The sequence below is a fragment of the Pseudomonas sp. LBUM1649 genome (assembly GCF_059716155.1).
In genome coordinates this window covers 5,476,688-5,490,163 of record NZ_CP166807.1, presented here as the reverse complement: position 1 = coordinate 5,490,163, position 13,476 = coordinate 5,476,688, and the positions used below count along the sequence as shown (strand labels likewise).

12 protein-coding genes are annotated in these 13,476 nt (G+C 60.5%); 5 read left to right on the top strand and 7 right to left on the bottom strand.

Features of this window, described 5'->3' with window-relative positions:
• Positions 1 to 369: 369 nt before the first annotated feature.
• From ACA058_RS25380 to ACA058_RS25365, 4 genes are all read left to right on the top strand, one after another.
• On the top strand, positions 370 to 2,475 hold the full coding sequence (locus tag ACA058_RS25380; RefSeq protein ID WP_497636416.1) for a molybdopterin oxidoreductase family protein: 2,106 nt from the start codon (positions 370 to 372) through the stop codon (positions 2,473 to 2,475).
• Between the two features lie 97 nt (positions 2,476 to 2,572).
• Positions 2,573 to 2,914 (top strand): Grx4 family monothiol glutaredoxin, encoded by a 342-nt coding sequence (gene grxD, locus ACA058_RS25375; RefSeq protein ID WP_497636415.1) that lies wholly within the window; start codon positions 2,573 to 2,575, stop codon positions 2,912 to 2,914.
• Between the two features lie 247 nt (positions 2,915 to 3,161).
• Positions 3,162 to 3,821, top strand: a complete 660-nt coding sequence (locus ACA058_RS25370) for a FadR/GntR family transcriptional regulator (RefSeq protein WP_497636414.1) — start codon at positions 3,162 to 3,164, stop codon at positions 3,819 to 3,821.
• Positions 3,811 to 5,115 carry a CynX/NimT family MFS transporter gene (locus ACA058_RS25365; RefSeq protein ID WP_497636413.1) on the top strand — a complete coding sequence of 435 codons (1,305 nt, stop codon included), beginning with the start codon at positions 3,811 to 3,813 and terminating at the stop codon, positions 5,113 to 5,115. Before ACA058_RS25370 ends, ACA058_RS25365 begins: the two co-directional genes overlap by 11 nt.
• Position 5,116: 1 nt before the next feature.
• On the opposite strand, the gene ACA058_RS25360 is transcribed toward ACA058_RS25365, so the two are convergent.
• From ACA058_RS25360 to ACA058_RS25330, 7 genes are all read right to left on the bottom strand, one after another.
• Positions 5,117 to 5,767, bottom strand: coding sequence for a DUF1120 domain-containing protein (locus ACA058_RS25360; protein ID WP_497636412.1), 651 nt, complete (start codon positions 5,765 to 5,767; stop codon positions 5,117 to 5,119).
• A gap of 79 nt (positions 5,768 to 5,846) precedes the next feature.
• Complete coding sequence (locus ACA058_RS25355) at positions 5,847 to 6,473, bottom strand: DUF1120 domain-containing protein (RefSeq protein ID WP_497636411.1); 627 nt, start codon at positions 6,471 to 6,473, stop codon at positions 5,847 to 5,849.
• Between the two features lie 83 nt (positions 6,474 to 6,556).
• Positions 6,557 to 7,699, bottom strand: a complete 1,143-nt coding sequence (locus ACA058_RS25350) for a DUF1120 domain-containing protein (RefSeq protein ID WP_497636410.1) — start codon at positions 7,697 to 7,699, stop codon at positions 6,557 to 6,559.
• Positions 7,700 to 7,710: 11 nt separating this feature from the next.
• Positions 7,711 to 10,179 (bottom strand): fimbria/pilus outer membrane usher protein, encoded by a 2,469-nt coding sequence (locus ACA058_RS25345; protein WP_497636409.1) that lies wholly within the window; start codon positions 10,177 to 10,179, stop codon positions 7,711 to 7,713.
• A 132-nt stretch (positions 10,180 to 10,311) separates the two neighbouring features.
• Positions 10,312 to 11,028 carry a fimbria/pilus chaperone family protein gene (locus tag ACA058_RS25340; RefSeq protein WP_497636408.1) on the bottom strand — a complete coding sequence of 239 codons (717 nt, stop codon included), beginning with the start codon at positions 11,026 to 11,028 and terminating at the stop codon, positions 10,312 to 10,314.
• A gap of 50 nt (positions 11,029 to 11,078) precedes the next feature.
• Positions 11,079 to 11,699: a DUF1120 domain-containing protein gene (locus ACA058_RS25335; protein ID WP_497636407.1), complete on the bottom strand. Its 621-nt coding sequence runs from the start codon at positions 11,697 to 11,699 to the stop codon at positions 11,079 to 11,081.
• Positions 11,700 to 11,769: 70 nt separating this feature from the next.
• Positions 11,770 to 12,399 carry a DUF1120 domain-containing protein gene (locus ACA058_RS25330; RefSeq protein WP_497636406.1) on the bottom strand — a complete coding sequence of 210 codons (630 nt, stop codon included), beginning with the start codon at positions 12,397 to 12,399 and terminating at the stop codon, positions 11,770 to 11,772.
• A gap of 350 nt (positions 12,400 to 12,749) precedes the next feature.
• On the opposite strand from ACA058_RS25330, the gene ACA058_RS25325 reads away from it, so the two are divergent.
• Positions 12,750 to 13,382 carry a response regulator gene (locus ACA058_RS25325; protein WP_497639999.1) on the top strand — a complete coding sequence of 211 codons (633 nt, stop codon included), beginning with the start codon at positions 12,750 to 12,752 and terminating at the stop codon, positions 13,380 to 13,382.
• Positions 13,383 to 13,476: the final 94 nt, after the last annotated feature.

Here is a 13,476-nt window from a genome sequence, read left to right as displayed (position 1 = left end):
GGGGTAACCGCAATAGCGCTTTTGAAGCCTGTTTCCTGCCAGCAGCCAAGCATTTGTACACCGGCGCCGTGGAACTTGGCAATCCAGCGGGGCGGGGATGACGAGCAGACAGGGGTTTGCGGCCTGTCGTGCGTGGCACCGGGCGCAGCCGATCTGAAATATTCGTCGCCCCTGAGCAGATCGAACCATCCAGGAAATCCAGTTGCACACGCCGCCGAGGTTGCCATCGAGCTGATCGCCAGCGGTTATCGGCAGGCCTGATGGCCACCGATTCACAAGACGAACGTCGCTGGCGCGGTGGCGGGGCAGGCGCCATAGTTTTGTTCCCGCGGTCGCTATTGCCCGCCCAGAACAAGACAGAGACTGGCCATGACCAAGACTCTCCATCACCGTGCGTGCCATTTGTGTGAAGCCATCTGCGGCCTGACCATCGAAACCACTGAGCTCGAAGGCAACCTGCAGATCACCTCGATCAAGGGCGACCCCCAGGACACCTTCAGCCGCGGGCACATCTGCCCCAAGGCGGTTGCCCTGCAAGACATTCAGAACGATCCGGATCGCCTGCATCAACCGATGCGGCGGGTGGGCAGCGAATGGCAGCCTATCCAGTGGGACGAAGCCTTTGACCTGATCGCAGAACGTCTGGCGGCCATCCAGGCGCGCCACGGGCAAAACGCGGTGGCGGTTTACCAGGGCAACCCCAGCGTGCACAACTATGGGTTGATGACCCACAGCAATTACTTTCTGGGCTTGCTGAAAACCCGCAACCGGTTTTCCGCGACGTCGGTCGACCAGTTGCCCCATCACCTGACCAGTCACTTGATGTACGGCCACGGTTTGCTGTTGCCGATACCGGACATCGATCACACCGACTTCATGTTGATCCTGGGCGGCAATCCGCTGGCCTCCAATGGCAGCATCATGACCGTGCCAGATGTCGAAAAACGCTTGAAGGCGATCCAGGCCCGGGGCGGCAAAGTGGTGGTGGTCGACCCGCGTCGCAGCGAAACGGCGGCGATCGCCGACCAGCATCTGTTCGTGCGCCCCGGTGGCGATGCGGCGTTGCTGTTCGGTCTGCTCCATACCCTGTTCGCCGAAAGCCTGACCCGCAACAGTCATTTGCAAGTGGACGGTCTGGATGAGGTGCGCGAAGCCGTGGCAGGTTTCACCGCCGAAGTCATGAGTCCATTGTGTGCGGTGCCGGCGGAACAAATCCGCCAATTGGCACGGGATTTTGCTGCCGCACCAACAGCGGTTTGCTACGGCCGCATGGGTGTTTCGACCCAGGCATTCGGCACGTTGTGCCATTGGCTGGTGCAGTTGATCAATCTGGTCACAGGTAACCTCGACCGCGTCGGCGGTGCGTTGTGCACCGAGCCGGCGGTGGACCTGGTGGCCTCGACGTCGGGTGGGCACTTCAATCTGTGGCAGAGCCGGGTCTCCGGACGCCCGGAATACGCCGGAGAACTGCCGGTCTCGGCGCTGGCCGAAGAGATGCTCACCGAAGGCGACGGACAGGTCCGTGCGTTGATCACCGTGGCGGGTAACCCGGTGCTGTCCACGCCCAATGGTCGCCAGCTGGAGCAGGCGCTGGACGGCTTGGAGTTCATGGTCAGTGTCGACCTGTACATCAATGAAACCACGCGATATGCCGACCTGATCCTGCCGTCCACCTCGGCCCTGGAAAACGATCATTACGACACCACCTTCAATATGTTTGCGGTGCGCAACGTCAGCCGTTTCAACCGCGCCATCCTGCCCAAGCCTGGAGGTGCATTGCACGACTGGGAGATTTTCGTCGGGTTGGCCAAGGCGTTCGCGGCAAAGACCGGCAAGGAGTTGAAGCCCACCATCGCCCCGGCGCAGATGATCGACCGCGGTTTGCGCATGGGACTGTACGGCGACGCGTCGCCGCACAAGCTGTCATTGGCAACGCTGTTCGATCATCCGCATGGGGTGGACTTGGGGGCGTTGAAGCCCAATCTGGTGCCACGCCTGAAAACCGCCAATCAGCGAATCCAGGCCGCTCCTGCGGTGATCCTCGCCGACCTAGCACGTTTCGCGGCGTTGCAGGCACCGGCTGCCGATGAGTTGCTGATGATTGGCCGCCGGCATGTGCGCAGCAATAATTCGTGGATGCACAACTATCACCGTCTGGTGAAGGGCAAGCCGCGTCACCAGTTGTTGATGCACCCGGATGATCTGGCCAGTCGCGGGTTAAGCGACGGGCAGAAGGTGCGGGTCAGTTCGCGGGTCGGGGTCATCGAAGTGGAAGTGCTGGCCAGCCTGGATATGATGAAAGGTGTAGTCAGCCTTCCGCACGGTTGGGGACATGCGCGGCCGGGGGTGCAAATGACTATCGCCAGCGGTCAGCCGGGCTCCAGCGCCAATGACCTGACTGACGAGTGTCAGCTCGACGAATTGTCGGGTAATGCGGCGTTGAACGGCGTTCCTGTGACGGTCGCAGCGGCCTGATCGCATCTGACGGAGAGACCGAGCAGGGCGCTCGGCTTTCCGTTACAATGCGCCACCGTGCCGACCCATGAGTCGGAAAGTTCAGCCGAGGTGCTCCATGGATATCATCGAAACGATTAAAGAGCAGATTGCCAACAACACCATTCTGCTTTACATGAAAGGCTCGCCGAATGCCCCGCAGTGCGGCTTCTCCGCGAAAGCCGCGCAGGCCGTGATGGCGTGTGGCGAAAAATTTGCGTACGTGGATATCCTGCAGAACCCGGAAATCCGCGCCAACCTGCCAAAATACGCCAACTGGCCAACCTTCCCGCAATTGTGGGTGGCTGGCGAGCTGGTCGGCGGTAGCGACATCATGACCGAAATGTCCGCTGACGGTTCGTTGCAGTCCCTGATCAAGGATGCGGCTACCAAAGCTGCGGCAGCCAAGACCGAAGCCTGATACAAGGCATCTAAAAAGGCCCTTCACGGCAAACCGTGAAGGGCCTTTTTTTCGTCTGCCAATTGTAGGAGCGAGCATGCTCGCGATGTACCTGAGAACCCCGCGGGGCATCAGGCTACCAGCGTTATCGTTAACGTCCATCGCGAGCATGCTCGCTCCTACAAGGTGCGGGAAGGTTGTTCTATGGAGTCAAGCTGACTAAGATGTCAGAAAATTCATCCTATGATTGGATGACAGGGCGAATCCTATGTCAGAAATTTCTCCATTGATTAAGCGTTCCCTGGTCGATCAGGCCTTGGAACAGTTGCGCCTACGCATCAATCAGGGCGTCTGGGCGGTGGGCCAGCGCTTGCCCACCGAGCCCGAGTTGTCCGCAGAGTTGGGCATCAGCCGCAACACGGTGCGCGAAGCCATGCGTGTGTTGGCGTTTTCCGGGCTGATCGAGATTCGTCAGGGCGATGGCAGTTATCTGCGTGCCGTGGTCGATCCGCTGGACACCATGAAGGCCTTGACTCGTTGCTCCCAGGAGCAGGCCCGTGAAACCCGGCACATCCTCGAAGTCGAGGCCATCGGCCTGGCTGCATTGCGCCGCACCGAGGAAGACCTGGTGGCATTGCGCGAGGCATTGGGCGTCAGCGGCAGCCACTATCACGGCGATCTCGACACCTATATCGCTTGCGACCTGGTGTTCCACCGCCGTCTTGTGGACGCCGCGCACAACCCGACACTCAGCGAGTTGTATCGCTATTTCTCCAGCGTTGTGGGCGCGCAATTGCGCCACTGCCTGAACATCACACCCCGGCGCCAGGAGGTATTCGACCTGCACGTCGAACTGCTCGATGCCGTGGAGCAACGCGACCCGGAGCGGGCCAAAGCCCTGTCGAGGCAGTTGATCAATGAACCTTGAAACCGAGAGCACCATGTCCAGCCAGCACACCGATCTCACCTCACCCAAGCGCACGGCAGAGCTGGAAGAGCTGCTGATCGACGCCGAGGCCGATGACGAGGTCCAGCAAACTCAGCCGATCCTGGGTCGGCGGTGGCTGTTGCTGCTGGGCCTGATTCTGGTGGCGCTGAACCTGCGCCCGGCGCTGTCGAGCATGGCGCCGATGCTGAGCGAGGTGTCGAAAAGCCTCGGTCTGTCAGCGTCACAGGCCGGGTTGCTGACCACGTTGCCGGTGCTGTGCCTGGGCCTGTTCGCCCCGCTGGCACCGGTGCTGGCGCGTCGTTTCGGCGCGGAGCGGGTGGTGTTAGGCATTCTCCTGATGCTGGCGGGCGGGATCATCCTGCGCAGTTCCTTTGGCGAGATCGGCCTGTTCGCCGGCAGCGTACTGGCGGGCGCCAGCATCGGTGTGATCGGTGTGTTGCTGCCCGGCATCGTCAAACGCGACTTCGCCAAACAGGCCGGGACCATGACCGGTGTCTACACCATGGCCCTGTGCCTGGGCGCGGCCATGGCGGCGGGCGCCACGGTGCCGCTGAGCGAACACTTCGACAAGAGCTGGGCGCTGGGCCTCGGGTTCTGGGTGATTCCAGCCTTGATCGCGGCGATTTTCTGGCTGCCGCAAGTTGGGCAGAAACACGGCGCGCATAACGTTGCCTACCGCGTCCGGGGATTGTTGCGCGACCCGTTAGCCTGGCAAGTCACCTTGTACATGGGCCTGCAATCGTCCCTGGCCTACATCGTGTTCGGCTGGTTACCGTCGATCCTGATCGGTCGTGGCCTGACCGCAACCCAGGCCGGTCTGGTGTTGTCGGGTTCGGTCATCGTCCAGTTGGCCAGCTCTCTGGCGGCGCCGTGGCTGGCGACGCGCGGCAAGGATCAGCGTCTGGCCATTGTGATTGTCATGGCGCTGACCCTCGGCGGTTTGTTTGGCTGTTTGTATGCTCCGATCGAGGGCCTGTGGGGCTGGGCGATTCTGTTGGGGCTGGGGCAGGGGGCGACGTTCAGCCTGGCATTGACCCTGATCGTATTGCGCTCGCGCGATTCCCACGTGGCGGCGAACCTGTCGAGCATGGCCCAGGGTTTCGGTTACACCCTGGCATCCATGGGGCCGTTCGCAGTCGGCATCGTGCACGACTGGACCGGCGGCTGGACCGCCGTGGGCTGGATCTTCGGCGTGATCGGCCTCGGCGCAATCATTGCCGGCCTCGGTGCCGGGCGTTCGCTGTACGTTCAGGTGGTCAGTGAGAAGGTCTGAACTACAAGTAAACAACCTCCAGTGTCGCCGAGCCGTCGAGTTGCACCTCGGCGCTGAGGTCCAGCTCGGAGGTGGGCGAGATGACGGTTTCGACGGTCACCCGGCTCGTCAGGTTCTGGATAGCGATCGGGCCGGCGCTGCTGCCGGCCACGTCGGTAAACCCCAGGTAACTTCTGGCGCCAATCGCAATCGAACGGCTGCTCGATGAGCTCCACGCCACGCCGCCCGTGGTGGAGTCGGTTCTGAAGACTTGCGACAGATCGTCCACCACAGTGCTGGCTGGCTCGAAGTGCAGCGAATACAGGCCGATTTTATTGTTGCTGCGGTCGAGGTTCAGGCCGTAATAAATCTCGCTGTTGACGATGGCCGAGCCGTCGCGGTTGTCACGCATGAGCAGGGCGAAACGTGTCGGGGCAGTGCACTGGATGCCGAGGTCTAGCGTCTGGTCGCGCAGTCGCGTTCGTTCGTCGACGCTCAGGTTCTGCCGGGGGATTTTTCCGAAATCTACGAGGCCGCTGTTGGACAGGCTTGGGGTGCAGGCTAGCGGGGTGATGGTTCCTTTTACGCTCAGATCCGTCGACGAGGCGGCGAATGTGAGTGGCGAAGTCGTGACGATGAACGCCATCGTCAGAGCATGGGCGATTATTTTCATGGGGCAGTGTTTCGCTATGGAGGGTCAGCGGAATCAATCCTTGCCCGAAGCGTGACCCCGGGCAAGGGTGGCTACGGAGTTACAGGTAGTCGACTTCCAGGGTGATGGAGCCGTCGATAGCGACTTCGTCAGTCAGGTCCAGGCCGTCGGCGCGGGCAATTGCGGTGGATATTTCAAGGTCCATTGTCACGTCCTTGACGGCTATCGGGGTGGTTGTGTCGCTAACGGAACCGACCGAGAGCAGGGGATTTTCAGGATCCATCCAGTGGTTACGCGTCCACGTTGTGCCGTCATCGTGAGAGCTCAAGGTCAATGCCGGGACGCCGTTTGCCAATGGATTCGCCATTTTTATGTAAAACCCCCCGAGCTTTTGATTGCCATTGATAAAGCCCAGACCGTAGCTGTAGCTGTTGATCGACGTACCAGGCCGGTTATCGACGGTGCGCAGTTTGATCGGCTGCTCTGCATCGCAGTTGATCGACAACTGCAGCGTCTCTTTTGGCAGGTTTGTAATGCGGTCCAGATTTAGATCTTTCGCCGAAGTCTTTCCATGATCAACGACGCCACCGTTGGACAGGGTCGGCGTGCAAGCACCCGGCGTGATGGTACCGGTGACGGTCAGGTCAGTGCTGGACACTGCCAGCGCATAAGGCGCAATGCTGATCAGCGTGGTGGCGGAGAGTGTTGCAAAGTATTTTTTTATCATTTTTCATTCACTTCTACGGTTGTTGTCCTGACGGCCCCGAGGTGCTCAAACGCGCCCCGGTTTCAGCAGGATCGGGTTGGTTGTTACAGGTAAATAATCTCGATCGTCCCTGCGCCATCGAGGTCGATGGCACTGCTCAAATCCAGGTTGTTGGTGGGGGCGATGACGGCATCGACGGTTACGGTGGTGCGAAGGTTTTGGATCAGCACCGGGCCGGCGTTGCTGCCGGGGTTGTCGGTAAAGCCCAGGTAACTGGTTTTGCCGAGGGGGAGCGGGTTGGCGCTGGCAGTGCTCCAGGCCACGCCGCTGGTAGTGGAGTCGGTTCTATAGAGGCGGGCGAAGCCGTCGGCACTGGCGTCGGCCGGGTCGACGTTCAGTGAATACAGGCCGATCTTGTTCTGGCGGCTGTCAGTTCCCAGGCCGTAGTAAATGTCGCTGGTGACCGTGGCCGAGCCTGAGCGGTTGTCATGCATGATCAGCGCGAATGAAGTGGGCGCGTCGCAACCAACCCTCAACGTCAACGACCTGGGCGGCAGGCGGTTGCTCTTGTCGGCGTTCAGGTCGTTTTTCGACAGGGTGCCGAAGTCGACCACGCCGCCGTTGGACAGCATGGGTTCGCAGGCCGCCGGGGCGAATCGGGCACGCAGGGTTGCATCTTGGGTGCGCCCGGCAGCGACGGCATCGAACACACCGGAAGTCTCCCAGGTGACCGCGTCACGCACCTGCATTCCTTGCTCTTGAACCCAGGCGCTCAGCTCAAGCTGTGCCGAGAAACGGCGGCCCTGTAACGACGCGCCGGATTGTATGGGAACAACGCCATGCCCCGGTCGCCAGATCAGGTTGGACGCCGTTTCCTTGGGGGGCTGGCCGGCACCGGCAATCAATCCGATATCGACCGATTTTCCATCGAGTACTGCGTCACGGATACGTACCTGATAGCTGCCGCGTTCGGCAAAGCGAAAACGTTCAGCCGTCGCAGCCGTGGCTCGATAAAACAGGCTCATGTCGATGGGCTGTGAACAACTCAGGTTCAGGCTCAACTGACGTTGGCCCAGGTTTCGCTCCGGTGCAGAATCGGGACGAATCGCCCGGTTCATCAACCCGTAATCCAGCACGGGCTGGCTCAGGTTGAACTGACAGTCATCAGTGGACGCCTCGGCCAACGAGGGGAGCGCGCTCAGCGCCATGGCAACGAGGGACAGCAGCCAATATCGGGTCAGATTCATTGCATTCATACTCAGAGCGCTCGGCACTTGGCGGAGACGGTTTCGTAATACGCGTTGGTGTCGGCGTCGGCCGGCAGCTCGAAACGCAGTTCGCAGCGATCCAGCCCCGGCGCACTTATCCACAACGATCGGGCGTCGAGGACGTTGGGCAAAAACACCAGGCCGCCGTCCTGCACCAGGGTGACGAACTCGCCATCTTCGGTATTCACAGCCGCGCCACGCGGCAGTGGTGCACCGTTGGCTGTGGTGACTTTGAGCAAGGCGCGGCGGGTCAGGCTGATGCCGAACTCGACGTTGTCGACGGCACCGCGTCCGGCGGAAATCACCGCCAGCCCGTTGTGAATGTCGGCGTTGCGCGGCAGGGTTTTGGTGTCGACTTCCACCGGGCTGCGGCCATAAGCCGCCACTTGCGGGACCACCGCCTGACCTCGCCAGTCAGTCCAGACCGGACCGCTGGGCGTCGTCACTTTGATCGCACCCATGTCGCCCACCGAGAGCAGGGCAAAGGTGTCGCTGACCGGGTAAGGCGACAGCGTCACGCCACCGCCGTGCAGTACCGCGCCGCCACGGGCGCTGGCCTGATAGCTGGATTGCTCGGCGTCGGAACGGGTGTAGTTCAGGTCCAGTTGGCTGTAGCGCGGCAACAGCGAAACTCCGGCAGTGGACTGCACCTGTTTATCCCGTGTGTCATGTTCGAAGCCGACCCGGTACGCCAGTTGATCGCTGACCTGTTCACTCAGGCCCACGCCGCTGCGGTATTCGCCACCGGAGTTGCGCACCCAGGTGCGTGCCCGGCGGTTCTCGCCCAAGGGAATGCTGAGGTTCAGGTAAATGCTGTCATCGCTGCGGTTTGCACCGCTGACTTGCCATTCGGCCGTTGCCGAGACAGAAACCCCACCGATGTAAGTGCCCCAGGAGGCCAGGGCGCGGCTGTTGCTTTGCCCGTCGAACGAGCTGGACCGACTGAAGCCACCGCTGAAGGCGCCCAGCCACGGGTGGGACCATGACAGGGCTGCGCTTTGCTGATCGCGATAACGGGATTTACTGTCGCCTGCGGTGTTGTCGAACACCGCGTCTTCCAGTTCACGGTAGCCAAGGGTTCGGTAAGAACTGCTGGCATTGAGCGCCCACTGCTCGCTTAAACGGTGCGATACGTTCAGGTCTGCCTGAAGTCCTTGACTGGCTTGCCGGCCAGCGGCGTCGGCGCCGGTCAGCGTGGCTTGAACCTGGGTGACGGGCGAGGGCAACAGCCCCACACCGGCACCTGCCGCGCGATAGTCGGCGGCGCCGGTCAGGCCTGCACTGAGCAACACTTGCGGGGTGAGCGCACCGCTCCAGCCGCCACTGATCACCCATGGATCGCCACCCTGTTCATCGCCAATACTGCGTACCTGGCCGGCCGCCAGCGAATAGCCGGGTGCCGGCAAACCTATGCCGAGCATCGCGGCAGGGATGGTAAAGCTGCGCTCGCTGCCATCGGTTTCCTTGACGGTGACTTCTACGTCGGAGCGGGTGTTGAGGCGTCGTACGTTGGTCAGGGCAAACGGCCCGGCGGGCACTACCGTGGAATGGATCAACGAACCGTTCTGCCGAACCTCGACCTGAGCCTGACTGTTGGCGATACCTTCGATGAGCGCGCTCTGTCCTTCGATCTGCAGCGCTTGCTCATTCAGCACTTGCACGCCGGTGATCTGCGCACCGGCCAGCACCGGGTTATACAGATTGATCTGACCCGCCTGCAGCACCGCCTCATGACTGGCGAAGGTGCGTTGGGCGTAGGCCGCGATATGGGTCGTGCGGGAAACGTCGTCCTGCCAGGTCTGTACCTGACGGCTGCGCACGATCCAGTCGCCGGCATTGAAGCCGAGTTCGGTGTTGGCCGAGGCATAGCGACTCGACTGATCGCCAAAACGGCTGTGCAGGCCGGTGACGTCGTAGTTGAGCAGACCGGCGACACCACCGGTTTGATAGCCGGTGAAATCCCGTGCCGTGGGACGTATCGCATCGGTAGGCACGACCAGGGCCAGGGAAAGGCTCGCCGGATCCGGTTCAATCACGGTCTGCGGCGAGGAGCCGAGGAAGTCGTGACACGGGCCATCGTCCAGCAAGCGGGTGGGCGCATTCAGGTTGGCCGCATCGAGTAACGGGCGATCGAAGCACACCGCGCCTTCGCGATTGAACGTGACGTCGACCCGGCCATGCCGCTGGCCGTTGACCGTGAGGGTGACCGGGTGCCTTCCGGCGGTGAATCGCGGCGCTTGCATCAGCGACGTCGCGAGTGCCGGGTCGATACCGCGCTGCTGCAACGTGTCTTTGTCGAACGACGACGGTATCAAAATATCACCGTAGACGTCGGGCACCATCAGCGCGTGGGTCAGCAGCAACGCCACCGTGGTTCGCCGCCGCAACAGGTGAGGGCGAGCGCTGACACGATTAACGGGCACGGCTTCGCCATCACGGTAAATTGATACTGTGTTCATCGGGTTCACTTGGGTTATGTCGGCGTGCCGGCCCGTTCGCTGTGGCTCAGACACGCCTGTGACGACGGTTGAAGTGCCGCCGCCTTGAATCAGGCGCTCACTGTTGCGTTGTGGACGCTCTCAGGGTGGGTTTCAGGATTTGATTGGCGCCTCGTAATGCGGCACGGCGAAACCGTAGACAGTCGCCGGTTGAAAGCGCACCTGAGTGGCGGCCCCTTCAGGCGCCTTGATGCTGATGTGCTCACCGGGCAACACATAGGTTTTGGGCAACATCACATGGCCCGCCGAAGGCAACAATTGCACTTCCTGGCCCAGACGCACGACGTAAGGCGTGTCGTTGCGCACGCTCAATTGACCGTCTTGCAGCGACCATTGCAGGTCGGTCCACGGTGTGCGATTGGGCGCCAGGCCTTTGGGATGAAGGATGACTGGCAGGTTCTGGCGCACGGTCACGCCAACCCGTGCCTGCCCGGCCTGGGCCGCAGGTTTGCCTTGGGGTATGCCTTCGAAGATCACCCGCTTCAAACGCTGAGTGAGCAAAGGTTTTTCTGTTTGAAGGATGAACCGCACCAATTGCGTTTTCGAGGCTTCTACCCGCGCCAGCGGCGGCGTCACGAACACCAGGGACTCGCTGTCCTCGGCGATGTCTTCGATGGTGACGTGCATCAATGCCAGGTTGGTATCGGTGTTGGTCACGGAAACAGAGGCTTCGCCGTCGGCCTCGTCGACGATCACCACGGAAGTATTCGGCACCATGCCGTCGGCCTGAGCCTGCACGGTCAGCAGGAGGGCGAGTGCACCGACGCCGTAATGGAGCAGGTGACGCGTACCGGTTGAAAATCTGGTCATGACGTGTCCCGTTGAAAGTGCGAGTAAATGAAGCCGGGATCTGCGGCCCATCAATAGTTCAGCTGCACGGTGACGTGCCCGTCGATGGGGATTTCGTCGGACAGCGTCAGGTCGTTCGCGCGAACGATGGTGGTAAAGGCCGTCAGACGGGCGTTCAGGTCTTTAATGGCGATCGGTGTGGTCTGGTCAGTCAAAGACGCAAACGAAGTCAGGCCGGCATGCCCCAGGTAGGAAGACACTCGCCAGTTGGCGCCATCGTTGAGGGACATGATGGTTTTCACCGGAGCCCCATCGGCTATCGCATCAAACAGCCCGAACGCAACGCTGCCCAGGTTCTGGTCGTCATTGATGACGCCTAGCCCGTGACTATTGGGGTGAAAAGCGGAAGAACCGTCGCGATTGTCGATGGTCGTCAGGGTAAACAGCGTGGCGGCTTCGCAATGCACATCGAGGTACAGCGTGCCGTTTTGCAGGCTGGTGGGCTTTTCCGAATTCAAGTCTTTGACCGTCACTTTGCCGTGGTCGACGACACCGCCACCGGACAGGCTGGGTGTGCAGGCGCTGGGAGTGATCAGTCCGGTGACGCTCAACTCGGTGCTGCTGGCGGCATGGGTTGCGGGGGCGCAGGCGATCAACAGGGGCGCCAGTAGAGCAAGGGAGTATCTATCCATGATGGGTCGTCCTTTGAGTGAGCGGGCAATGACGTGGTGGCTGGCGTTGCCCGCTAAATGACGGAGAGGGTTACATGTACTTGATCTGCAGCGTCGCAGAGCCGTCGAGTGTGACATCGTCGGTTAGGGTCAGGCCTTTAGCAGGCGCGATGTAAGCTTCTACGTCCACGTTCATCGCCAGCGTCTTGGTCGATACCGGAAACCAGCTTCCAGTCGAGGTGTCGCCGACTGCGGCCCAGCTACCAGGATCAAGCGGCAGAAAGGAATGGTTTCTCCACGTTTTGCCCTCATCGAATGAAACAATCACTCTTTTTGGGCCACTGTCAGTAATGGGGTTGGAGAAAGTCACTATGAACGAGCCGAGTTTTTCATCGGCACTGGTCTTACCCAGGCCGTATTCATAGGGGGTCGTCGCGGAACTGGAGCGGTTGTCGAGTAGCGTCAGTGCAAACGTTGTTGCGGCATCGCAACCCACATCCAACTGCAATTGTTTCATGCCCAAATGTGTGCGGCGGTCCTGGCTGAGATCCTTGGCCGATGTTTTGCCAAAATCGACGGCTCCGCCGTTGGATAGAACAGGGGTACAGGCGGCCGGAGTAATCACGCCAGTAACCGTCAGGTCGGTACTGGACGCCGCGAACGCCGACGATGCGCCGGTCAACAACAATGCAGCGGTCAGAAGGGATATACGTTTGTTCATGTGGAACGCTACCTCGATGAAAGATTGGCGGGCTGTGCCCAGTGTTGGTGGGCGCAATCTATCGATCGATGTAGCCAGGTGGAATGCAACTAATACGAAAACGGGCGGCTCGGCGTATGAAAGTGTGTTGGCCCAGTACAAAACGCTGCTTTGTAGTGTTGTCTGTAGTCCTTCTGCGTAACCCTTGTAGCCTGAAATCGTAGGGCAGTTCTTATTCTTTTATAGGATAAAGACCAACACCCCCAATGCGTTGGGCGAGGCGATTTTTCGCTCAAAATTGGTCGTTGTGGTGGGAACTGGACGGCGCTATTTTTCGCCCATTCCAGTCACCAAACAGGAAAAATCCGACAATGAGGGTAATTATTGCTGACGACCATCCCGTCGTTCGCATCGGCTTGCGGATGCTGATCGATCTGAGCAGGACGTGCGTGGTCGTGGGTGAGGCCGATGACCCGGACAGTCTTTTGCGCCTGCTCTGCGTCACGCCTTGCGATTTGTTGATCACGGACTTTTCGATGCCGGGCAATGAGCAGGCCGACGGCCTGAAAATGTTGGGCACGGTTCGACGGCGCTATCCTGCGACACCCATCATTCTGGTCACGATGCTTGCCAACGTCGCGACGTTGCGGGCAGCGTTCGCTCAGGGTGTGGTGGCAATTGTTGCCAAAGGCGCGTCGGCAACGGAACTCCCCAAGGCGATCAAAGCGGTGAAAGAAGGGCGGCGGTTTATCAGCCAATCCTTGCGCACGGCGCTGGTTCAGGCCGATGCGGGTGCCCAATCAAGTTCCCCGGCATTGTCGGCCAAAGAACATGAAGTCGTAAGAATGCTTGCCAGCGGCATGACCGTCAGTGAAATCGCCGGATACTTCAAACGCAGCGTTTCAACAATCAGCAAACAGAAAAACATGGCCATGCAACGGCTGGGCATTTCCTCGGATGTGGATCTTTTTGCCTACGCCCGTGAGAGCGGCATCGTGCAATGAGCAATCGATGCGCCGGTGCAGGTGGGGTATTCCCGTCACGAATGCCGGTGGTCTTGCGGGCATTTGCAGACTATCGTGCAGGAAAATTTGCGAA